Raw genomic sequence first — 23,510 nt, 5'->3', positions numbered from 1 at the left:
CGTCTGCTCCATGGGTGTGCTTCTGGTCATCTCTTCGATGGTGGCTCTGAACGCCGCGTTGGGCGCCATCGCAAGGGAAACCCTCGCGACACAAACACAACTGACGTGGATAGTCGACGGCTACACGCTGGTGATGGCGTGCCTGCTGCTGCCTTCCGGCGCCCTGGGCGATCGATACGGGAGGCGCACCACATTCCTTGTCGGACTCGTCATCTTCGCCTCGGCATCGTTGGTGCCGATCTACGTCGCCAGCCCCACGTCGCTGATCATCGCCCGGGGTGCCACCGGAGTCGGCGCGGCAGCGATCCTGCCCGCCACCCTCTCGTTGTTGACCGCAGCCTATCCGAAAGAGGAGCGTAACAAGGCAATTGGCATCTGGGCCGGCGTCTGCGCGTCGAGTGCGATTGTCGGCTTCATGGGTACAGCGATACTCACCCAGTACGGTCCGTGGCGAACCATCTTCTGGGCGTTCGTCGCGGCAGCGGCCCTGCTCTTCGTGTTCGCCCTCACCATCCCGTCGTCGAAGGACCCCGAGGCAACACCCATCGATTGGTACGGCGCCCTGATCATCGGTTCAGCGGTCGCAGTTTTCGTCTTCGGCGTCATCGAGGCTCCGCTACGTGGTTGGACCAATCCCACTGTGTACGGCTGCCTCGCCGGCGGAATCGTGCTCGCCGTCGTCTTCGGTGTCGTCGAACTGCGCCGAGCGCATCCACTGCTCGACATCCGCGTATTCACCAAACCTGACATGCTCGCCGGATCAATCGGCATGACAACGCTGTTCTTTGCCATTTTCGGATTCTTCTTCCTGATCATGCAGTACCTACAACTTGTGATGAGCTACAGCGCGCTCCAAACCGCAATCGCGCTGTGCCCCTTGGCGATCCCGCTACTCGTATTCGCTGCGCTCACGCAGTGGTACCTGCCCCGATTCGGGTTACGTATTTCGGTGGCGGCAGGTCTCGCGATTCTGGCCGCGGGGCTGTTGTGCATGCGCCTGCTTGACGTCGACTCGAACTACTTCGACCTGGCATGGCCGATGTTGATCCTCAGCACCGGAATGGGTATTTGCAATGCGCCGTCGACCACTGCCATCACGGGGGCAGTTCCGCTGAGCAAGCAAGGCGTGGCCTCCGCGATAAATGACACGACAAGGGAGATCGGCGGCGCGCTGGGAATTGCACTCGCCGGCTCGATCCTGGCCGCCGGATACAACCACACCCTCATCGCCAACATCGCGATGTTGCCACCGACGATCAGGGAACCCGCTCTTGGTTCTCTCGCGCAGGCACTGGCGGTCGCCGACCGGCTGGGACCGCAGGGACACGATCTGTCCAGGCACGCCAAAGAAGCTTTCATGCTCGCGATGCATTCGTCCCTCTTCATGCTGGGCATCGTCGTTCTCGTTTCCGCTGCCGCCGTGGCTATTTGGGGACCCGGGCGCGACGGTCGGCAATTGCGGATGGTCCGACGGTTCACAGCTAGAAGCGCTCGTAACGTATGACCGATAAGCAGGACGCTAGCCGTGACCGGCGGCCGCTGCACTTGGCGCTGCCCGTTATCACTGTCGGCCTCGCGCACTTCGTGCGTCCGGGAATCTTTGAGCCGATCACGCGGCTCGGCTTTCCCGAACGGCCGCGCACATTCACCTACATCAACGGCGCGGTCGAAACCCTGATCGGCGTATTAATCGCACTTCCCCAGTTTCGCCCGGTATTGATCGTCGTGACCCTGTGTTATGGGTTTCACTTCGGCGGCAACGTTGTTCGGAGCCGGGCTCGTCACTAGTACGTTGTTGTTCACTAGTGTCGAAATGCAGCGAAGATTGACAACACACGTCTGCCTCCGCTCAGTGACTGCCTGGGTCGCAGATATTCGATCTTCGACGGCGCGCACCGGCTGACTCAGCCGAACCCGCCGGACGAGCCAAGCTGACGATCAGGATTTTTCGACCGGCCGGTTGGCAATTCGACTACCGTCGCCCGCAGGGGAGCGCGCCGGTCAGCATGTTCGGCGCGAGGCATGTGATCGCTGGGGAGGGAGCGCATGAAGCACCGCCAGCACCGTGGTCCCGGGCGGCGGTTGCGCCGCGGTACCGGTGTTGCCGTCGCTCTGGCAGCACTGTGTCTTGTTCCGGCAACCGCTGGATGCTCTTCCCCTACGGTGTTGGCGGGCCGACCGGCGTCGATGCTGTACGACCCGGATCGGGTCGGCGGTCTGCGCGCGACGGGCGGCTTCAATGGCCGGCGAGCTGACGCCGGACAGCCCCAGGGCACCGTTGAGGGCACCGATGACAGCGACGACGACCGACTAGCGCTGTTGGCCGTCGACGACATTCAGGATTTCTGGACCGCTACCTACCCCCAATACTTCTCAGGCGCTTACCAGCCGGTTAAGGCAATCAGGTCCTACGACTCGCGGATCCCGTCCAGCGTTGGCGCTTGTGGCGGACGCAACGGCTACAAGTCGGTCAATGCGTCGTACTGCCGCCTCGACGACTCGATCGCCTGGGACCGTGGCGTCCTGATTCCGTTGACGCGCAAATACTTCGGTGATATCGCCGTTGCTGGAACGCTGGCGCACGAGCTCGGCCATGCGGTGCAGACCCGAGCGCACAGCGTCCACTTCCTCAGCCACACGCTGACAAAAGAGCAGCAGGCCGACTGCTTCGCCGGGGTGTACTTGCACTGGGTCGCCGAGGGCCACTCCAGCCGCTTCGCGATGAATACCACCGATGGACTCGACCATGTGCTCGCCGGCGGAATCACCTTGCGTGACCCCACGGACGAGCCCGAATTCGGCCACGGCGCACACGGGACCGCGCTCGATCGGATAGGTGCGTTTCAAGAGGGCTTCAACGGCGATCCTGCGGTGTGTGCCGCGATCGACCACAAGGAGATAGAGCGGCGCCACGTCGGCCTGCCTCCCGCGCTGCAGAACTATTCATCGGACGACTCCCCTGCCGGCGAAATGCCCATCACCCAAGAGTCTTTGGGGCTGTTGATGGAGACGCTCACAGCGATCTTTCATCCCGACAAAACGCCGACCTTGACGATCGGCGGGAAGCTCGAATGCTCCGACGCACGGCCGAGCCCGCCGGCGTCATACTGTCCGTCGACCAACACCATCAACGTCGACCTAGCGGGCCTGCGCGCGATTGGCACCTACACAGACCGCGAGAGTCACCAACTCCTGCAGGGTGACGACACCGCGTTTTCTGTGGTCACCTCGCGTTACATGCTGGCCATGCAGCGCCAGCAAGGCGTTGCATTGACCGGCGAACGAACGGCGCTACGTACCGCATGCCTTACCGGAGTCGCCCAGCGCAGCATGGCTACACCGGTCGCGGTTCCCTCGGGCAACACTCTGACGTTGAACGCCGGTGACCTCGACGAGGCGATATCTGGTTTGCTCACAAATCATCTCGTCGCCAGCGACACCAATGGCGACAGCGTGCCAGCGGGCTTCACACGGATTACCGCGTTTCGCTCAGGTCTGGTCGGTAACGCCACTCAGTGTTACGGGAACTTCCCGTGAACCGGCCGCCGCCGCCGGGCGGGTATCCGCGCCGTCCCAACCCCGACGAACCGACTGGTGTCACTCGACCGTTGCCACGCCGAGCCGATCGCCCACCGCCGCCGTCCGCGAGCCGGCCGCCGAGCACCAACCCGCCGCAACGGCCGCCGGAAATTCCATGGTATTTGCAACGTCCGGACCGCCCGGCATCGCAAGTTGAGCGGCGCCAGCCTGATACACGAAGGGATTTCAAGAAGTTGGTGCCGTGGCTACTCCTCAGCGCGGCTGCCGTGGCCCTTTTGATTGCTGTGGTGATGCTGATCGGTAATGTGGCACCACTCGGCATTTCGGGTGGCAACGAGCTAGATGTCACCAAAGTCGAAAATGGCGTGCTGCAGATCCTTTCGGATCCCGCCAGCGGGTACGGCGCCAATACCATCGCTGATGTCAGCTGCAACGGCGGACGCAATCCCAGTGCACGCCAAGGAACGACCTTCACCTGCGAGGCCACGGTCAATGGCACTGCCCGTCACATCGCCGTTCTCGTCACCGACGATCGCGGCACGTACGAGATTGACGGTCCTAGATAAGGCTTGCATGACCCTGAGTAACTGCGTCGTGTTTACAGTCGGCGTTCGCAGCAAGACCCCAGTCCGTTGAGCCGTCGTGTCCACACCGATTTGTCTCACTTCTGTGTCCACTTTTCTAGAACGTCCCAAATGAGACGTTCGCCCCCAGATCGTTCTTCCGCGACAGTTATGCACCTTACGTGACCGTTTTGTCACTGTGACACTCAAGTTCGCCAAAGACGATGCTGCCGTCGGTATCTGACGCCGCGTGAAGCAGAGCTGCGGGCGCTCTGAAAGTTGTTGCAGCACAGAGATTGCCGATGTCATACGTCGCCCGGCACGCCCGCCGTACTGATGTCAGCAAACGTTTGGCCTGATGGTGAGTCTAGACGCATTGCGCGCCGGCATTGCAAGACGATTCGCGCCGATTCGTGAGATCGAGCCCACCATCGAAACGACGCGCGTTGTGGGTTTGCGATCGCATTTCGCGCTTACCAATCCGATCTGCCGGGTGGCTGAAGAGCCAGAAGGCGCGCGGCGGCAGCCTCGCCGCTGACTACCATCTTGGGTCGGTTGTTCGGTGAGCTGCGCCGATGTACTACGGCAAGGGCTCCGCGCGCGGGTGCATTGGCGATCCCGCGAGACCGTGGCTTCTCGTCGGGCGCCGAGGTGGGCTCAAGCGTGTACGTGCGTAGCATTTCGCGCAACGTGATCAGCATTTCGGTATTCGCGAAAGCCGCACCGACGCAACGACGTACGCCGCCCCCGTACGGGATCCAGGCACTGGTATCGGGTTTCGCGTTCCGAAAACGGTTGGGATCGAAGCGCTCCGGGTTCGCATAATTCTGCTTCGACGAATGCGACAGAGCGATGCTAGCGATGACGGTGTGGTCCTTGGGTAAAACCCACTCGCCCAATCGAGTGCGGGCCGTCGTCACGCGAAGGACGACCGGGATCACCGGACGGCTGCGTTGAACCTCCCACACCGTAGCTTGCAGGAGTTCCGAACCTCCCGCGTCGACCTCTTCGACCAGCTGGGCCAACAAGTCGGGGTGTCGGCGTAGCCGCTCCACCGCCCACGCCAACGTTGTGGCCGTGGTTTCGTGACCGGCGGCCAACAAGGTTTGAAGCTCGTCGATGATGTGGTCGTCGGGGATCGGCTGGCCGTCATCGTCCCTCGCCGGTGACCAGCATGGCCAACACATCGGTGCGTTCAGCGAGATCGGGCGCGGCACGGGCACGGCGGATCAACGTCGCAATGAGTTCATCACATTGGCGCCGCATACGTTCGAGACGTCTCCACGGGCTCCACCGCCCCAGGTCGCGACGTAGCGCAGAGGGCAGCACGGTCATCCGTGATGCGAGCAGTACCGCAGGCGGAAGCAGTTCCCGCAGACCTGAAAGCTCTGGCCCTTCTGCCCCGAACACGGCTCGCAGAATCACGTTCAAGGTGATGTTCATCATCGACGGCAGCGTCGCGAACGGCGTACCTTCCGGCCATTCGGACAGCGCACTGGCGACTTCTTGTTCGATAATCTGCTCGTACACCGGCATCCGCTTGCCATGCAGGGGTGGCATCAGCAGTCTGCGGCGGGCGAGATGTTCTGGGCCATTAAGGCTGAACGACGAACCCGGTCCGATGACGTCGCCGAGGTTGGTGACTGTCTTGACCAGATCGCCGGCGGTGAACAATTCCTTGAGCAGCGCAGGATCGGCGAGGACGACACTGGGCCCGACGATTGGAAGCGAGATGCTGAACACCGCACCGTGGCGTCGGCGAGCAAACTCGAGCGCGCGCCGGCGGTTGAGCAACATCGCCGCACCTTGGATGATGCCGGGGACTGCTACACCGGGCGGCAATCGCACCGGGTCGGTAGTGACCTGAGCCATCAGACCTCCTTTGGTACACCAGCGTACTAAACTCCAGTACATTAGTGTACCGAGGGTCCAGAAAGGGCTTTGACGTGAACGCAGTGCACGAGGCCGGACTCGCGCCAGTCACTCGGACGGATTCCGAGATCTACCGGCGACGCATTCTTGACGCGATGGAGGAATGCATCGCCGAGGTCGGTTATGGAAACTCAATGGTGGCCGACGTCGTCCGCCGGGCACGGACCTCGAAGTCGAAGTTCTATGCCGTGTTCTCCGACCGTGAGGATTGCCTGGTCGCTCTGCTGTCGCAGACCAACGAGGACAACCTCGCGGCAGTCAGCGACGCGGTCGACCCCACCGCGCCGTGGCAGACCCAAGTTCGGCAAGCGGTCGAGACGTGGTTCGAGTGGGCCGAGCGTCGTCGGCACCTCACACTGACCTGGATTCGGGACGTTCCCGCGTTGGGTCCCGCTGCACGTTCTCTGCAGCGCGCCGCGATGGAGCAGTTTGTCGAATTGGTCCAAACTCTCAGCGACACAGACGAACTGAAGGCCATGGGAATCGCGCCTGTTCCCTACGTCCGAGCTGTGCTCTTGATCGGCGGACTTCGGGAACTGGCGGCACACACCGTTGAACGTGGCCGACCTCTGGCTACTGTCACCGACGAGGCGGTGCGGAGCGCCATCGCACTGATCAACCCGGCCCGGTGATGACGTTGACGCGTCCGTGGTTCAGCGAACTCGAACCGGTTGCGCGACACGCATTTCCGGATACTTCCGTGCTCCCCGAGCGCGCCGAGGAACTGGCCGCACTCCTGGGGCCCGGGCCGGCCGCTTGGGCAGTTGAACTGGGCACGCTGATGACAGCCGCTGTCACCGCCGCTATCCCGGAGCTTGCCGTCGATGCGGTCGCGTCCGAGGTCCACAAGGGCTGCGAGGCAGTGGCGCTGGGCACACTGACCGCACTCGCGCTCGGTGACGACGTGACGTTCGCGGCGATGCCCGAGGTGCTCACGGGTCCAACGGAGGTGGTGGCGCGCGGCATCGGCATCGAACACATGCTGCGCAGCATCCACGTCGCCCACGCCGCTGCCTCGCGCGTGCTGCTCGACACCGCCGAACGCCTGGTTCCTGAGTCACAGCGCTTTGCCGAGATGCGGCGCATTGACCAGGTCCTGTTCGGCATCGTCGACGTCCTGACCGAGCGAATGGCCGGCGAGTACACCCGCGCCCACGAAGCGTGGTTGAGCAGTTCGGTGGCCCTGCGCATGGAGATCGTCGAGGACCTCCTGCAGGGAAATGCCGTGCCGATGGAGAGGGTCACCCGAGTTCTCGGGTACGACCTGAGCCGCTGGCACCTGGCGGTCGTCGTGTGGACTGGTGCAGCGACGCCGGCTGAGCCGAGACAGCTGAAAACTGTTGCTTGCGAAGTCCTTTCGGCGGCAGGGTGTGTCTCGACGCTCGTGCTTCCCGTGGGCGCGCAACAAGTGTGGGCGTGGGGTTCACGGACGTCGCAGCCGCCAAAGTCGGTGATCGCAACCACGCCGCCGCCTCCGGGCGTGCGCATCGCAATCGGACTTCCCGGCACCGGCGTCGAGGGGTTCCGGAACAGCCACAGGCAGGCCGCCGAGGCGGCCCGTGTGGGCGCCATGACGACACGTGATACCTGGTCCTTCTGCTATCAGGACCACGACTTGGTCGCCATGCTCAGTACCGACCTGCCCGCCGCCCGCGCGTTCGTGGCCCGCGAGCTCGGCGATTTGGCCGCTAACGCAGATTCCGTTGCGACGATCCGTCGCACCCTCAAGTGCTACCTCGACCGTGACAGGAGTTTGGCCGCCACCGCTGCCGATCTCCACGTCGCACGCAACACCGTGGCCTATCGGGTGCAGCGCGCCCAGCAACTTCGCGGCCAACCTGTGGCCGATCGCCGGCTGCAGCTGCACGCCGCCCTCACGCTCGCCGAAGAGCTGGGCCCCACGGTTCTCTGATCATCACTAACGACGTTGGGCTGAAGTCCAAGTCGAGCCAAGTAACTGTGGGCTTGAGTACAAGTGGCGATGTCTTGCCGCCCACTTGACTGACACTGAGCCCTGTCCAATGACGAGCGGAAGTGGAGAAACCGGTGGTTGTTCATCTCGTCCGGTACCGGGACAACGAGCAAATCGCATGGGGCGTCATCACCGGCGACCTCGTCTCTCCGCTCACCGGGCAATACGAGAGCACCGCCGACCTCATCGAGCGCGGTGAATCCGACTGGAGCGTGGCGGCGGGAGCACCAGCCGAGGTAGTGCTGCCCGACGTCGAGTCGCTCTCACCGGTCACCACGCCGTGCCGGGTGATGTGTCAGGGCGCTAACTACCGTCAACACGCCATCGAGTCCGGAATGGACCCCGACAACCGCGCATTCAACCTGTTCTTCGACAAGACCGACGCCACCGTCACCGGACCACACGATGCGGTGATCCGCCCCGCCCATGTCACATTGCTCGACTATGAGATCGAGCTGGCGCTCGTCCTGCGCCAAACGGTCAACGCGCCAACGACAGTCACCTCCGACAACATTCACGAGTACGTCTTCGGCGTCACCATCGCTAATGACTTCTCGGCCCGAGACGTCCAGCTGCCACAGGGGCAGTTCTTGAAGGGCAAGAGCTATCGCGGATTCTGTCCGTTGGGGCCCGTCCTGGCCGTCCTCGAGCCCGACGACTTCGCCCTGCTCGACGACCTCGAATTACGGCTGGAGGTCAACGGTTCGCTACGCCAGAGCGACAACACCGCCAACATGCTCTACCGGCCCGCCGAGACGCTGACCGAGTTGACCGAGTTCTGCAACATCAGCCCCGGTGACGTACTACTCACCGGCACCCCGCACGGTTGCACGGCGAGCTCCCCGCCCGCGTTGATCCGCCGGCTCGCAACCGCCCTGCTGCCCGAACAGACGCTATGGGCGGCATTCATCAAGCAGAACCAGCGCAAGCCCTATCTGCGTCCCGGTGACATCGTCACCGCCTCGATACGCAACGCCGCCGGGACTCTCGATCTGGGCACGCAGCGAAACGTCATCGTCGCCCCGAGCGGTTAGAAAGGAGTTACGTTGAGCGCCACGCCAAGTCCGTTGCAACCCTCCGATTCGGCGGGCTCCGACGGCACCGTCTCGGGACCACCGAACCTTGGAGACCTTCCCGACCGGCTCGTGCCGGATTTCATCGCCCACTGGGTGGTCAAGACTGCTCGTAGCGCCGAAATGATCGAGTGGTACGGACGCGTATTCGGTGCCCGCGTCGTCCACGAGGACAATCAGATCGCGTTTCTCACTTGGGATCACGAGAGCCATCGGTTGGCGCTGGTGAAGCTCCCCCCGCCGTTGCGGTACGTCTTCCCGCTGTCGCGGTGGCGCCGCAAGGCCTACGGCATCGACCATCTGGCATTCACCTTCACCTCGGTTGAGAGGTTGCTGCTGACCTATGAACGGTTGAAGAAGGTGGGAATCATTCCTGTCTGGTCTATCAACCACGGGCCCACGACCAGCCTGTATTACGAGGACCCAGAAGGCATCCGGCTGGAATTTCAGACCGAGAACTTTCCCACCGCCCAGCAGACCGCCGAGTACTTCTCCAGTGACGAGTTCAGCGAGAACCCGATCGGCACGAACATCGATCCGGACTATCTTCTTGAACAGCTGCGCGCAGGTGTACGTCGAGAGGACCTGCTGACGCGCGGTGCGGGCACCCGGCCCGGCACCAAGCCCCGCTCCAACAAGCGTGCCATCACCTGGAAGACGTTGTGATACATGCATACTGAAGCTGTCGTCATCGTCGGGGCCGGTGCCGCCGGGTCGACCCTGGCTTTGCTGCTGGCCCGTTACGGCATTGCGTGCACGGTTGTCGAACAACGCAGTGACCCGCGCCTGCATCCGGCCGCGCATGTCATCAACGCGCGCACCTTGGAGATCTGGAACCGGGCCTCCCCCGTTCTGACGCGCGCCCTGGAATCGATCACTCCGCCGATCGACACGGTCAACATCATTCGCTGGTGTACCGACGTGCGCACCGCGCCACTCGGGGAGATCGACCTGCTGTCGCAACCCGACCGGCTGGCCGAAGTGCGAACGCACAGCCCATATCTCATTTCCCACATTGGTCAGCACCTGCTCATGCCGGTGTTGTGGGACGCCCTCGACAACGAGGCTTTGATCGACTTCCGGCGGGGGTGTTGCGCCGAGATGGACTGCGAGAGGTTGACCCTGCGCTCGGCGGGCTCTCCACCGACCGTCGTGTCCCCGCGATACATCATCGCCGCAGACGGTGCGAACAGCACGTTGCGCGACGCTGCCGGGATCACCATGCAGGGCCCGGTGCTGGCCAATATGGGCAGCGTCTTCTTCCATGCGCCCGGGGTCTATCCCGACGGCGCCGACCGTCCACTGCTCAGTTGGATCTACCATCCCCGCTTCAGCGGCGTGATGATCGCCCACGCCGACGACGACTACGTGCTGATGACCCCCTATCTGCACGAGGCTCAACTGATCGCGCGCGACAGTCACCGATATTGGGATCGCCTCCTGCCCAAGGTGATTGGCGCGGCCGATTATCGGATCCGCTCGACGGGCACATGGACCATGACCTCGCAGATGGCTGATCGGTTCCGCCGTGGACGGCTGCTGCTCATCGGTGACGCCGCACACCGGTTCCCGCACACCGGTGGATTCGGGCTCAACAGCGGTGTTCAAGACGCCCACAACCTGGCCTGGAAGCTGGCGGCGGTCTTGCGCGCCGGGACATCGGACACACTGCTGGATACCTACGAGACCGAACGGCGGCCCGTCGTCGCCCGTTTCGCCGAGCAGAGCACCAACAACCACTTCACACTCGACCAAGTAACCGAGCCACTGGGCATCACCAATCGCTCGCTGCACCAAGCGACCGAATTCGCGGGAAAGCTGCGCCTGACAAGAGTTCCCGACCGAGTAGTAGCGGCCGTCGCCGACGCGCTGACCTATGCCCAAACTTCGCGCACCAAAACCTTGCTGCGGCAGGGGAAACGCGGCCGGCGACTGCGCCAACACATCACTGATGCTGTGCCGGGCCAAGAGGAACACTTCGTAGCCAGCGGACTGGAATTCGGCTACGCCTACACCAGCTCGCTCATTGACGCCTCCGAAGGACCCTGCCCAGACAGCGATGTCGCGTTCTATCAACCGACGACCCATCCGGGCGCCCGGCTGCCGCACGCGTCCGTCACCACCGAAGACGGTTCGCAGGTATCGACCCACGAGGTCCTCGCCGAGACGGGGCTGACGTTGTTCACCGCGGACCCGCAGGGCTGGAGCGCGAGCCTCGCCGGAACACCGATGACGGTGCCGATCACGGTGGTCGCCTTGAGTGCGGCGAACACTGACGATCGCGCTGCGCTAATTGAGCTATTCGAGGTCGGCGACCGCGGTGCCGTCGTGGCCCGGCCCGACGGACACGTGGTGTGGCGCACGAACATCGACGTCTCTGCGGCTGATCGGCTTCTGGAATTCATCGAACACGCGTGGGCCGATGTCTATCCGACGCGGGTGCCGAACCTCCAGGAGGCACCGTGACCATCGCTCATCCACTGGGCTCCGCCCCGTCCCCGCACGACCGGAGCACTACGCCCGACCTCGATCTGATCGCCTCGCGTGTGCTGTGGTTGTCGACGGCGATGGTCCACCACGCCAACCTGATTCGGCCGAATCCCAATGGTTTGAAAGTTGGTGGACATCAAGCATCGTCGGCTTCGATGGTGGGCATCATGACGGCGTTGTACTTCGGGCGACTCCGACCCGATGACCGGGTCTCGGTGAAGCCCCATGCCTCCCCGGTTCTACACAGCATCAACTATCTGCTCGGAACCCTTGACGAGCGGTATATGACGACATTGCGGGAATTCGGCGGCCTGCAGAGTTACCCCAGTCGGTCCAAAGACCCCGATCCGGTCGACTACTCCACCGGATCGGTGGGAATCGGTGCCACCGCCCCTATTTGGGCCACGTTTGCTCGCCGCTACGTCGACACCGTATTCGGGGGCGCCGGAACGGGACGCCAATACTCTCTGGTGGGCGACGCAGAGCTCGACGAGGGCGCGGTCTGGGAAGCGGTGATGGACCCCACCGTGCAGGAACTCGGCGAGATCGTCTGGATCGTCGACATGAACCGCCAGTCCTTGGATCGCGTCGTACCCCACATCGCCTCCCAGCGCCTGCAGGACGCGTTCGCCGCCGCGGGTTGGCAAGTGCTCACGGTGAAATTCGGAATGCTGCTCGAAGAGCTGTTCAACCGACCCGGCGGCGATGCGCTGCGTACCCGCATCCTGACCATGCCCAACCCCGAATATCAACGCCTGCTGCGCTGTTCAGCCCACGAGCTGCGCTCACGACTACCCGGCACCGGGCCGGACGCCAACACCGTTGCCACCGTGATCGAGGATCTCGCCGATGCCACTCTGTTGAAGGCGATCGGTAACCTCGGTGGCCACGACATCACCGCAATGCAGCGGGCCTACGACCAGATCGACGACTCCCGTCCGACCATCATCCTCGCCTACACGATCAAGGGGTACGGGCTGCCCACACAAGGCCATCCGCAGAACCACTCCTCACTGCTGACCGATGAGCAGTTCGTTCAGCTGGCCCACACATTGGGCGAAGACCCGCAAAATCCGTTCCAGCGCTTCGACTCTCACTCACCGCCCGGCCAGCTCTGCGAGCAGACCGCCAAACGACTACGCCGGGGCGAGATTCCCACCGATGAACCACCGCCGGTGCCGACCGACATCGGGCGCACTCCTCCGGCTGTGTCGAACACCCAGAGCGCGCTAGGGCGCACATTACTCGACTTGACGCGGGAGGCACCCGAGGTCGCACGACGAGTGGTGACGGTGAGCCCCGACGTCAGCTCCAGCACTAACCTCGCCGGATGGCTCAACAAGGTGGGTGTGTGGTCGCCCTCGGAGCGGCCCGACTGGTTCGCTGACGACGCCGACTCCATCATGCATTGGCGTGAAAGCCCGACCGGGCAACACATGGAACTCGGCATCGCCGAAGTCAACCTGGTGGGTCTGCTCAGTGAGCTCGGTGCCACATGGAGCCGGTGGGGCCAGCCGCTGCTTCCCATCGGCGTCCTCTACGACCCGTTCGTCGAGCGTGCACTCGAACCGTGGTCGTTCGGCATCTACGCCGGCGGGCAGTCCATTTTGGTCGGCACCCCGTCCGGAGTCTCCCTGGCCGGTGAAGGCGGTGCGCATCAGTCGATCAAGACGCCGTCCATCGGCATCGAGCAACCCGGCTGCATCAGCTATGAGCCGGCCTTCGCCGCAGAGGTCGAGTGGATCCTGCTGCACTGCCTCGGCCTCTTGGGACGCCCCGAGGGAGCCTCGTCCTATCTTCGGCTGTCCACCCGGCCCGTCCGCCAAGAGCTGGCACGCATCCCGAAGGATCCTGCTGCCCGCGAACGGCGTCGCCGTCACGTACTCGCCGGTGCGTACACGCTACGTCCGGTCGCCACGCCGGCGGTCTGCATCGCCGCGATGGGCGCGCTAGCCACCGAGGCCAGCGACGCCGCCGACCGGCTCGCCGACATGGGTGTTGACGCCGAAATCATATGCGTGACAAGCCCAGACCTCCTCCACCGCGCCGTTCGAAGTCGCGACGGGCTGGCCGAGGCGCCCTCCTGGATCCTCGAACAAATCTTCCCCGCCGAGCGATCCGCACCCATGGTCACCGTTCTCGACGGACATCCCCATACCCTCGCCTTCCTGGCCGCCATCAATCGGGTGCGCTGTAAATCGTTGGGGGTGAGCACATTCGGGCAGGCTGGCGGCCTCGACGCGGTGTACCACTACCACGGCATCGACGCCGACAGTATCGTACGCGCCGCGCTTGACGTCGCTTCGTGATACGCAATGCCTGCCAAACCCCAGGAGCCTCATGAGCCGTCGCCTCGAAGGCCGCACCGCACTGGTCACCGGGTCGGGCCGCAACATCGGACGCGCCATCGCTGTGCTGTTTGCCCGCGAGGGTGCCAACATCATCGTCAACGGACATCAGCACAAAAGTGCGGTCGACGACACCGTCCGCGAGATCAAAAATCTCGGCGGCACAGCTATCGCCATCATGGCCGACGTAGCCGACCCTGACGCGGTTGCATCCATGATTGCCGAGGGTGCAACGCGATTCGGCTCGATCGATATCGCCGTCAACAACGTTGCGCGACGCAAACGTCAACCCCTGGAAGAGATCTCCATCGCCGAGTGGCAGGAAACCATCAACTACAACCTCAACTCGGCATTCTACGTCGTTCATTACGTACTGCCGGGCATGCGGCAGCGCGGGTGGGGCCGCATCATCAACATCGCCGGCTACGATGCCTGGACCGGGCACATCTCTCAACGCGCACACAATGTGGCGGCCAAGGCCGGCATGCACGGACTGACCAAAGCCGTCGCGCGCGAAGCGGGAGTCTGGGGCATCACCTGCAACACCGTTGCACCCGGCGCCATCAACACTATTCGCGACAAGTCGCGGTACACCCATGTCGACACCGAAGCGATCGCCCAGCGCCTGGCCATCAAGAAGACCGGCGACCCTGAAGACATCGCCGAGGCGTGTCTATTCATGGCTGGCGAGTCAGGCAAGTTCGTGACCGGTCAGGTCATTCACGTCAACGGCGGCGAATTCATGCTGTGAGACCACCGCAAGCCGGTCAGCCCGGCTACGCAATCACCTAAGTCGCGGCGGCGCAAGCCGGTGCCTCAGACAGGAGGATGATGTCATTCAAACCCAGGCGCTCACTGGTTACCGGCGCCAGCTCCGGCATTGGCGAGGCGTTCGCGCACGCGCTGGCGGCCCGGGGCTCTGATCTCGTCTTGGTTGCACGCCGCAAAGAGCGCCTCGACCGGCTGGCGACACAGCTCACTCAGGCCTACTCGGTACGTTGCGAGACCGTCGAATTTGATCTTTCGGTGAACCGGCCGGGGGCCGGGCTGCGCGAACGCGTCCGCGGCGAGGTTGACTTGCTGGTCAACAACGCCGGATTCGCCACTCAAGGCCCGTTCCTCGACGGCGACGGCGAGGAGTTCGCGCGAGTGATCGCCGTGGACGTCAGCGCCATGGTCGATCTGTGCCACGCGTTCCTTGCGCCAATGGCGCAACGTCGACGGGGCGCCATCATCAACGTCACGAGTACCACGGCGTTTCAGCCGATTCCCACCCTAGCGGTATATTCAGCGGCGAAAGCATTCGCGCACAGCTTTTCTCAATCATTGTGGTTTGAAGCTAAACAGCACAACGTCAAAGTGGTGACGCTCGCGCCCGGCCCGACCCGCACCGAATTCTTCGACGTCATCGGCGATAACGCCGCCGTCGCCGGCGCTATGCAGTCGCCTGAACAGGTGGTCTCGACCGGAATGCGCGCCCTTGACCGCCGTTGCTCGCCGCCCTACGTGGTCTCTGGCCGGGCTAACGCGATCAACGCCCGGATCGCAGGACTGACCCCACGCCGGCTATTGATCCCGATAGTGGCTCGCATGCTCCACCCGATGCCGACAACGCCCGGCTCAGAAGACGGCAGTGCGGCCGTGGCCGCCGTGCCACTGCAGTAACCGCCCCCTGGTTCCCGGCGTCAACCGTCGCCGGCGTCGCTTCCCGTTCCTATGTGGGATCGGGGCCACCTCTCAACGACAGGAGATCCATGAGTACCGCAGACGACCTGGACACCCCGCGCCGCGGCACGCATCCAGTGACAGCATTCGGCCGCTCGGCGCTGCCCGCCACGGGAGCACAGTCATGATCCTGATCATCAGCGCTGCCGGCGGGGTGGGCCGACCGCTGGTGCGCGGGCTCACCGCGCGCGGCCTCAAGGTCCGCGCGTTCGTCAAAAACACTGCCCAGGCCCAACTCTCGCGGGCCGACGGGGCCGCCGAGATCGCGGTGGGTGATCTACGCGCCGCCGCTGACCTCGAGCGGGCGCTCGTCGGTGTTCGGCAGGTCTATCACGTGGCTCCGACTCAGGTCATCGACGAAGTACCCATTGCTGAGGTGCTGATCAAAGCAGCCGGCGCAGCGGGCGTGGAACACATCGGGTTTCATTCGGTGATCCACCCCGATATCGAGCAATTGGTGCACCACCACCAGAAGCGTCTGGTCGAAGAATTGCTTCACCAATCCCAGATCCCGTTCACCATTTTGCGCCCGTCGCACTACATGCAGAACTACCTCGAGTTTTGGCAGCTGATCTTGGCCGGACTGGCGCCCTATCCGGTATCGACGGGCAGCGTCATGGGGGTCGTCGACGTCGAGGACGTCGCCGAGGCCGCCGCCAATGTGCTCGCCCGACCCGATGACCACATCGGCAAAACCTATGACCTGTCCGCCCAAGAACTCACCCGCGACCAAATGGCCGAGATCTGGGCCGAAACACTCGGACACAACGTCACCGCCGTGCGGCTGCCGCCGGACGCGGTGAACAATCCCCTCGCCGCTGCCTCGACTCTGCCCACCATCGTGTTCGAATCGCTGCGCAACGTCGGGCTCAGGGCGCTGACTGGGGTGATTCGGGGCTTGCGTGAAGCCTCCAATGCCCGCGGTATCAACAGCTGGCCACGTGAGGCGCGAGATGCCTACGTCACGATGATGACCTATTACGACAGCCACGGTCTGCCGGCCGGCGATCTCGACGACCTGCCGGGACTGCTCAATCGCCCACCCACCACCTACGCCCAATTCGCGCGGCGCACTGCTATCGAGCGAGGAGCGATCTGACCCGCGCGCCCGATAAACACGATCGATCCATCCTGATCTGCAAATGTGGCTCTGCCAGCGTGAGTGTTCACCCACACCGGTAACCCACGAATCGTTTTGCAGCACAAGGTCTTCGGCCTCAGCTAGTCCTTATATGTCGAGATGCAACGAAGATTACAAGGCACGCCCGGCTAGTTTGATAAAACTTCGGCGGCCCGCGGGGGCTCCTCAATCTTCGCTGCCCGACTGCCGCTCAGCGGCATTCCAGCAGATCGTCAGTGGGCACGGGTAGTCACCGCTTTTGGTCGCATGAGCTTGCTTCACTTTGGCGTTCAATGATGAGGCGCAGGGCCGATTGGCTGCGGCGACCGGCGACACTTTCGGGAAAGCCGTGCTGAAGCACCTAATTTCGTGATAGCGATGTGGCCAGGTTCGGCATTACGCTGCCTAAGTGTGTGACAGATCCGCGCCTCACCGCATGCACTGTGGAGCGCGCAAAGCATTGTGGCGCAACGTGTTAACGGTCGTCAGCACTTCCGAGTGCGGCTGAGGGCGAGGTTGTGTGATGACAGTTATGCGCCTTACGTGACCGTTTTGTCACTGTGACACTCAAGTTCGCCGAAGACGATGCTGCCGTACCAACCAGAGAAAAATCCGTCGCGCTAGATGCACTTCAGCCCAATCCTGCGCGGCCGCGCAGTGCCGGTTTGCGCCGCGATCACGGACTCTGCTTCCGACTGAAGTGAGCCGCCGCGGCGTCCGACGCTGCTTTCATCGGTCCAGGCTGGTCGTAGAAATCGAACTGGCTTATCCCGTCGAGCCACAACTGAGCTACCGGGCCGGGCACTTTTGACGCGAACTCGCGGACGCTGCCGGGGTTGACCGCGGCATCACTATGGACGATGAGAAGTGGCTGGGTGAGTTTGTCGGCGAACGAGTGCACATCGAAAGGGATCCAGCTCGACCACGATGCTGGATTAAAGGTGTTATCCCACTGAGGAACACCGCCACGACGCCTGTCGGCGTAGTAGTCGCCCGCGGATACGGGATCTCCGGCCGGCAGTTGGACCGCGGGTACCAGCACCTGTTGGCCGGTGCGGCGATATTCCGCCAGCGCCTCATTCGCCGCGCCAATCAGCGTGGCCATGCTCTGCGTTCCGCCGAGGTTTTCCCTGACATCGGCTGACGTCGGTAACGCAGGGGCAACCAAGGCAACTGATTGGATCAGCGGCGCTGTGGTCGCGGCCGCGACCATGTAGCTACTACCGGCGCAAATGCCCAGCCCTGCGATTGCTTCCTGGTCCGCAGCGATGTACCGAGCGAGAAACTCTGCGGCAGCGACGATGTCGGCGCTTTTGGCGTAAGGATCCTCCATCGATCTTGGTTGTCCCCCGCTCTGCCCCCAGGTGCGAAAGTCGAAAGCCAAAGCAGGGTGTCCGCGAGCGGCCATCTGCCGTGCATACCCTCCGGCCATCTGCTCTTTGACCGTTGCCCAAGCCCCGGCTACCACGACGGCGGGCCGCCGCTGGTCAACGTCGAGACTTGGCAAATACAGATCTCCGACAAGGACCTCGCCGGACGAGCTGAATGTCACGCGTTCGACGCGTACAGCGTCGGAACCCCGCATTCGAGCTGGTTCGCAGCCCGACCGGTCAGCCGCATCTTCACGTGTCGATTCGCCGCTCATTCCACCCTCCCCAAAAACGGTAGTATCACTATCGGATATCATACACACAAAATGGTTGTGGTACTACCGCTAACCAACAGGCAGGGGTGCTACTGAAATCTGCTCTTGGCCAACGCTTTTCAGCGCATACATCACGCCGGGCATTGCTCAGGGTACGTCGATGAGAACCTTGCCGACGACACCGGCTTCAGATGCACGATGGGCGTCGGCGGTGCGTTCCAGCCCATAGCGATGCAACGGCAGTCCCGCCTGACGACCGACCTCCATAGCCCCGTCGGCGATCGCCGCGTTGACGGCTCGGACGGATGCCAACTTTGCCTCGTAGTCGGTCAGATAGGTCAGGATGTATTGCAGACGAGCATTTTTCATCATGCCCGCGCGCGTGGGGACGGGAATCGTGTCCTGATCGTCCGATGCATATACAGTGATCGCCCCGTCGCGGGCCAGCATCGCGAGATCTTGCTCCACGTTGGCGCGCAGGTTTACCTCGACGATGATGTCGGCGCCTCTAGGATGTCGCCGTTGTAGCTCGGTCGCAACCTGCTGACGGCGGTAGTTGATGATTTGATGGGCCCCCGCTGCGTTGCACAACTCGGCCTTTTCGTCACTGCTGACGGTGGTCACGACGGCCGCACCAGCCCACACTCCCAGTTGGATTGCGGCATGGCCGACTGCGCCGGCACCGCCTGCGACGAGAACGGTCAATCCGCTCAGCGCACCCGGGCGCAGTTGCATCGGCGCGCTGCGATGGGATGTGAGCGCGCGGTGGGCGGTGAGCGCCGGAATGCCCATCGAGGCACCGACGTCGAAGCTGGCATTGTCTGGCAGCGGCACTACTTGCGCGGCGGGTAGGGAGACGAATTGCTGTGCGGTTCCGTCGGATCGCTGCCATGCCGCGTCCCAGACCCATACCCTGTCACCGGGTTTGAGTCCGGTAACGCCATCGCCTACGGCATCGACGACACCGGCGCCATCCTGGTTGGGCACCTGGCCTCCGGCGCTGATGTTGGCAGTGCGATCTTGTCGCGCCTTCCAATCGGTCGGATTCACCCCCGAGACAGCCATTTTCACGCGGACCTCGCCGTCATTTACTGCGGGGACAGGCCTTTCAACGACCGTCAACACTGACGGGTCACCAGCATGCGTGTAAACGATCGACTTCATCGGGAACCTTTCATGTGTTGATCAGCTTGCTCGCGTGGGAGTCATGGCTTTAGCCGGATAGGTTTGGCGCCGACCTTGACCCGGACGATCAGATATGGCGGTACCCGATCGTCGATCCCATGATTGAACAGCGGGGTGCGCGGCAACTGATTGACGCTGACATACAGATATCCGTCCGAGGCAATCGACAAAGTGTCGGGCCACAGCAGCCTCCGAGACTGCAGCACCGTCGTCCACTGCCCCGTGGCTTTGCGCTGTAATACTGCGCCATGCTCGTAGGCGGTGGCGTAAAGGGTTCCGGCGCTGTCTGATTCGAGGCCGTCGGATGCGCATTTGTCGCCATGATCGAGAACCGCCTCAGCCACGAGATTGTCGGAGATATCGCGGCTTTTAAGCGCGGCGGTATCGACGCTGTAGAGCCGTCGCGATGAGAGGGGGCAGTAGTAGAGCCGCGCGCCGTCCGGACTGATCGCGATACCGTCGGCGCCCACCCGGTACTGATCGCGCACTTCGCCCTCTATGACCGCGCGAAATTGATCCTGCGCCTGAGTGCTCTGGTGGCCCCGCAGCCGATCCCAGCACTCACCGCTGTCGAGATCGGCAACGATGAGAGCACCGACGGGCTGCGAATCGGTGAGGTACGCGTAACGACCCTCGCTGAAATCGAAACGCACGTCGTTCAGATACGTCGTCGCGGTCATCGCTGTGTCGGGGATAACCAGCACGCGGTCAATTTCGTTGCTGGCCAGGTCAACCCGCATCAGCTTTGGACCGCCATCCACATAAGGTGAGAACGATGGTGCCCCGGTGTCCAGCAGCCACAGAAACCCTTCTGGGTCGATGACCACACTCTGGACCGAGATTAGCCGCTCGCGGGCTCGGGTGCCGCCCCAGGAGTTGACATGTTCACCGGGAAATGCAACGGCCTTCCCATCGATGACCTCGGCGACGGTGTAAGCGACGTCGTCGCCCCATCGAGGGAACGAGACGAAGATGCGGCCGTCGTCGCTGACCGTCACGCCGGTGGGCATTAGGTTGCTGAACTCAGCCACCACTTCGTAGTCGGCTTGAGCGTCACTACCGATCGGGCGCGGCGACACTGTGCTCATGACTGCGGTGCCAGTAGCGGCGGAACGCTCGCATCGACCAGCACCTCGAGGAGATGGGGTCGGTCAGCATCGATCCCACTTTTGACGGCCTCGGCGACGGCGCCTGTCGATGTCACCCGTTCCGCCGTGCAGCCGTAGCCCTGGGCCAAGCCTAGGAAATCCAGCCCCGGCAGGTCGAGGCCGGGAACACCCGGCGTATCCAGAAGCTCGGCGAACGACTTCAGAATGTTGTAAGCGCCGTTGCGCACGACGACGAACAGGATCGGGAGCCTGTATTGTGTTGCCGTCCAGATGCTTTGGATGACATAGTTCGCGGCGCCGTCACCGACAATACAGATGACCTTCCGGTTGGTGCCCTCGTCGCGTTCGGCCAGCGCGACGCCGACGGCGGCGGGCAGGCCGTAGCCAAGCACTCCACTGGACATCGAAAAGAATGACCGCGGCCGATCGGTGGGTATCTGCTCGCGCAGCTCACGAAGAGTGGACAGCGATTCTTGAACGATGACGCTATCAGGAGGACGGACCGTCTGAATTGTGTGATACAGCCACTCGGCAGTTATGACGTCACCACTCTGCATGGGTACCCGAGCAGCCCGCGGGGCTGGAAGCGCCCAATTCGCCTGTGGGACAGCCGCAGCGAGTACCGCACACGATCGGCCAGGGTCGGCGAGAATCGACGTCCCGACGGGCGCGCGGGCGGCTTCGGACGGGTCGTCGGTGATGTGGAAGAGCTCGGCGCCGTCTGGAAGGTACTGGCCGGGTACATACGGGTAGTAACGAAACACTGGTGCACCGATGACGACGATCACGTCATGGCCCGATAACGCCCTCGCCAGAGGGCCGATCGCTGGGGGCAACGTGCCGCGATACTGCGGATGGGTCTCGGGAAACCCCGGTCGCCCCTCCCCCGGCGCGGCCCACACGGCGCACCGGATGCGCTCTGCGAGCGCAACTGCCTCGTCCCAGCCGCCGGCCTGATCGACGGCGCCGCCGATGACCAATGCCGGCGATCGTGACTCAGTCAGGGCTGCAATCACCGACTCCAAGGCTTCCTGATCGGCGGGCAGTCGACGACTTACCTTGCGCAGGAGTGGAACCGAAAAACACTCCTGGTCAGCGTCGTCCATCGGGATCGAGAGAAACACCGGTCCGGCGGGTGGCAGGATCGCCGTCGCGTAAGCCCGCAGCAGTGCGGCCGGAACGTCTTCCGCGCGGGCTGGCTCATACGACCACTTGACGAAAGGTTGCGGAACGATCTGCGGCTGGACATTGGTCAGATACGGTTCCAGCAAAAGCATTTCGCGGGTTTGCTGGCCGGCGGTGATGATCAGCGGCGCGCGGTTGTACCATGCGCTTTCGATATTCCCCATGGCGTTGCCCATGCCGGCAGCGGTGTGCAGATTCACCAGTGCTGCTCGGCCTATCGACTGCGCGTACGCGTCGGCCATCGCCACGGCCGAGGCTTCTTGAAGCGCAAGGATATAGCGGAAGTCGGCCGGGAAGTCTTTGAGGAAAGGCTCTTCGGTCGAACCAGGGTTGCCGAAGACGGTCGTGAGAGCCAGCCGGCGCGCGACATCGTAGAAGGCTTCTCGTACTGTTGGCATGGTTGCCTTTCGACTGCGTTCGGAAAGTGTTGTCAGACCGCGACGGCGTACTTGTTGACTGCCCGTTCGTCCCAGACCAATCCGGCGCCCGGCCGATCGGGGGCGGCGAGCGTGCCCGCGTGAGGTTGCACCGGGTCAGCCTGGATCGGATACGCCCAATCGACCCACTCGAGCCAGTGAGCCGAGGGAGTCACCCGAAGTAGGTGCGCGGCGAACTCTGGATACAGATGGCTCGAGAGCTGGATGCCGGCGGCTGCCGCGACGCCGGCAGTCTGCATCCAGCCGGTGACACCGCCGATCCGCATGAGGTCGGCCATCGCGTAGTGGATGCCACCGGTATCAACAGAGTTGAGTAAATTGCGTGCGCCGTAGTAATTCTCGCCAGCCTGCAGCGGAGTCCGAATCTTGCGGGCGAGTTGCCCGTAGCCGCGGACGTTGTCGTAGGCGATGGGCTCTTCGAACCAGTAAAGGCCATGCTCGTCGAGTTCGTGGCATCGCCGTATCGCATCGCCGAGGCCAAGGGCTTGGTTGAAATCGACCATGAGGTCGATGTCGTGGCCCATGCCCTGTCTGACGGCATCGATAGCCGCCAAGTCGTCGCGCAGGTGGGCGTTGCCCAGACGCATTTTCACTGCGGTAAATCCACCTTCGCCGACCAACATCTCGGCCTCGGCGGCCAATGTGGAGACCTCGTGGCGCCACAAGCCATTGCTGTTGTAGGCCCGCACTGGTCCGATCGATCCGCCTAGCAACCGGGCCAACGGAAGATCGACTGTCTTGGCGAGGGCGTCCCACAATGCCATGTCGATTGCCGAGACCCCGATCGTCGAGACACCCTCTACCCCTACGACATTGAGCGACTTCAGCGCCGAATCGAACACGTCACCAGGTGCAACGTGGTGACCGCACAGGCCGTCGAGCAGCTCGCGAAGCTCGGCCACTACCGCCGAGAGCGACCTGACACGATACGGCGCAATGTAACTCGAGCCGACGACTCCATCGGACATTTCCACGTCGACGAGCACCAGCGGCCAGGTTTCAAATCGGCCGATGGCCGCGATGATCGGAATCCGCAACGGCACGACGACGGCCCGAACGGAGCTGCGCTGCAGCGTCATTCGGATAGCTGTCACAGGCATGAGGCGCTCACGATGATCGGCGGAAAACACTGGAGTCACGCGTACCCCCAGAGTGGACGAGGTACGCCGCGAGGCTAAACGAACTC

General features: G+C 63.2%; 20 protein-coding genes. 13 read left to right on the top strand and 7 right to left on the bottom strand.

Annotated elements, in window-relative coordinates:
• The first annotated feature begins 10 nt into the window (after positions 1-10).
• The 4 genes from A5658_RS17250 to A5658_RS17235 all read left to right on the top strand — a co-directional run bounded on the left by A5658_RS17250 (position 11) and on the right by A5658_RS17235 (position 4,106).
• A complete protein-coding gene (locus A5658_RS17250) occupies positions 11-1,504 on the top strand; it encodes an MFS transporter (RefSeq protein WP_369830537.1) in 1,494 nt (497 codons plus the stop codon).
• The gene (locus A5658_RS17245) at positions 1,501-1,788 is read left to right on the top strand and encodes a hypothetical protein (protein WP_082993239.1); all 288 of its coding nucleotides are present in this window, start codon (positions 1,501-1,503) and stop codon (positions 1,786-1,788) included. The genes A5658_RS17250 and A5658_RS17245 overlap by 4 nt, the downstream gene beginning before the upstream one ends.
• Before the next feature lie 258 nt (positions 1,789-2,046).
• On the top strand, positions 2,047-3,537 hold the full coding sequence (locus A5658_RS17240; protein ID WP_082993238.1) for a neutral zinc metallopeptidase: 1,491 nt from the start codon (positions 2,047-2,049) through the stop codon (positions 3,535-3,537).
• Positions 3,538-3,776: 239 nt separating this feature from the next.
• Positions 3,777-4,106, top strand: coding sequence for a DUF4333 domain-containing protein (locus A5658_RS17235; protein WP_231997352.1), 330 nt, complete (start codon positions 3,777-3,779; stop codon positions 4,104-4,106).
• Positions 4,107-4,576: 470 nt separating this feature from the next.
• On the opposite strand, the gene A5658_RS29400 is transcribed toward A5658_RS17235, so the two are convergent.
• Both A5658_RS29400 and A5658_RS29395 read right to left on the bottom strand, forming a co-directional pair.
• Positions 4,577-5,290, bottom strand: a complete 714-nt coding sequence (locus tag A5658_RS29400; protein ID WP_369830544.1) for a cytochrome P450 — start codon at positions 5,288-5,290, stop codon at positions 4,577-4,579.
• The gene (locus A5658_RS29395) at positions 5,253-5,975 is read right to left on the bottom strand and encodes a cytochrome P450 (protein WP_067337666.1); all 723 of its coding nucleotides are present in this window, start codon (positions 5,973-5,975) and stop codon (positions 5,253-5,255) included. Before A5658_RS29395 ends, A5658_RS29400 begins: the two co-directional genes overlap by 38 nt.
• 74 nt (positions 5,976-6,049) lie before the next feature.
• On the opposite strand from A5658_RS29395, the gene A5658_RS17220 reads away from it, so the two are divergent.
• The 9 genes from A5658_RS17220 to A5658_RS17180 all read left to right on the top strand — a co-directional run bounded on the left by A5658_RS17220 (position 6,050) and on the right by A5658_RS17180 (position 16,742).
• A complete protein-coding gene (locus tag A5658_RS17220; RefSeq protein WP_231997351.1) occupies positions 6,050-6,667 on the top strand; it encodes a TetR/AcrR family transcriptional regulator in 618 nt (205 codons plus the stop codon).
• Positions 6,667-7,947 carry a CdaR family transcriptional regulator gene (locus A5658_RS17215; protein WP_067337663.1) on the top strand — a complete coding sequence of 427 codons (1,281 nt, stop codon included), beginning with the start codon at positions 6,667-6,669 and terminating at the stop codon, positions 7,945-7,947. Before A5658_RS17220 ends, A5658_RS17215 begins: the two co-directional genes overlap by 1 nt.
• A gap of 134 nt (positions 7,948-8,081) precedes the next feature.
• A complete protein-coding gene (locus A5658_RS17210; protein WP_067338434.1) occupies positions 8,082-9,041 on the top strand; it encodes a fumarylacetoacetate hydrolase family protein in 960 nt (319 codons plus the stop codon).
• Between the two features lie 12 nt (positions 9,042-9,053).
• A complete protein-coding gene (locus tag A5658_RS17205) occupies positions 9,054-9,746 on the top strand; it encodes a VOC family protein (protein ID WP_082993237.1) in 693 nt (230 codons plus the stop codon).
• 3 nt (positions 9,747-9,749) lie between these two features.
• The gene (locus A5658_RS17200; RefSeq protein ID WP_067337659.1) at positions 9,750-11,546 is read left to right on the top strand and encodes an FAD-dependent monooxygenase; all 1,797 of its coding nucleotides are present in this window, start codon (positions 9,750-9,752) and stop codon (positions 11,544-11,546) included.
• Positions 11,547-11,560: 14 nt separating this feature from the next.
• Entirely contained in the window at positions 11,561-13,879 is a 2,319-nt protein-coding gene (locus tag A5658_RS17195) for a pyruvate dehydrogenase (RefSeq protein ID WP_369830543.1), read from the top strand.
• Between the two features lie 31 nt (positions 13,880-13,910).
• The gene (locus A5658_RS17190; RefSeq protein ID WP_067337653.1) at positions 13,911-14,669 is read left to right on the top strand and encodes an SDR family oxidoreductase; all 759 of its coding nucleotides are present in this window, start codon (positions 13,911-13,913) and stop codon (positions 14,667-14,669) included.
• An 80-nt stretch (positions 14,670-14,749) separates the two neighbouring features.
• Positions 14,750-15,583 (top strand): SDR family oxidoreductase, encoded by an 834-nt coding sequence (locus A5658_RS17185; RefSeq protein WP_067338428.1) that lies wholly within the window; start codon positions 14,750-14,752, stop codon positions 15,581-15,583.
• Between the two features lie 184 nt (positions 15,584-15,767).
• Positions 15,768-16,742 (top strand): SDR family oxidoreductase, encoded by a 975-nt coding sequence (locus A5658_RS17180; protein ID WP_067337650.1) that lies wholly within the window; start codon positions 15,768-15,770, stop codon positions 16,740-16,742.
• Positions 16,743-17,439: 697 nt separating this feature from the next.
• On the opposite strand, the gene A5658_RS29390 is transcribed toward A5658_RS17180, so the two are convergent.
• From A5658_RS29390 to A5658_RS17155, 5 genes are all read right to left on the bottom strand, one after another.
• Positions 17,440-18,348 (bottom strand): alpha/beta hydrolase, encoded by a 909-nt coding sequence (locus tag A5658_RS29390; protein ID WP_067337647.1) that lies wholly within the window; start codon positions 18,346-18,348, stop codon positions 17,440-17,442.
• A 207-nt stretch (positions 18,349-18,555) separates the two neighbouring features.
• Complete coding sequence (locus A5658_RS17170; RefSeq protein WP_067337643.1) at positions 18,556-19,572, bottom strand: NADPH:quinone reductase; 1,017 nt, start codon at positions 19,570-19,572, stop codon at positions 18,556-18,558.
• A gap of 41 nt (positions 19,573-19,613) precedes the next feature.
• On the bottom strand, positions 19,614-20,681 hold the full coding sequence (locus tag A5658_RS17165) for an L-dopachrome tautomerase-related protein (protein ID WP_067337640.1): 1,068 nt from the start codon (positions 20,679-20,681) through the stop codon (positions 19,614-19,616).
• Positions 20,678-22,285: a benzoylformate decarboxylase gene (mdlC, locus tag A5658_RS17160; protein ID WP_067337637.1), complete on the bottom strand. Its 1,608-nt coding sequence runs from the start codon at positions 22,283-22,285 to the stop codon at positions 20,678-20,680. Before mdlC ends, A5658_RS17165 begins: the two co-directional genes overlap by 4 nt.
• 32 nt (positions 22,286-22,317) lie before the next feature.
• Positions 22,318-23,424, bottom strand: a complete 1,107-nt coding sequence (locus A5658_RS17155) for an enolase C-terminal domain-like protein (protein ID WP_082993268.1) — start codon at positions 23,422-23,424, stop codon at positions 22,318-22,320.
• Between the last annotated feature and the right edge of the window lie 86 nt (positions 23,425-23,510).

The organism is Mycobacterium sp. 1245111.1, from assembly GCF_001673405.1.
GTDB lineage: Bacteria > Actinomycetota > Actinomycetes > Mycobacteriales > Mycobacteriaceae > Mycobacterium.
The sequence above is the reverse complement of the archived record's forward strand: the minus strand, read 5'-3'. Positions and strand labels throughout refer to the sequence as shown.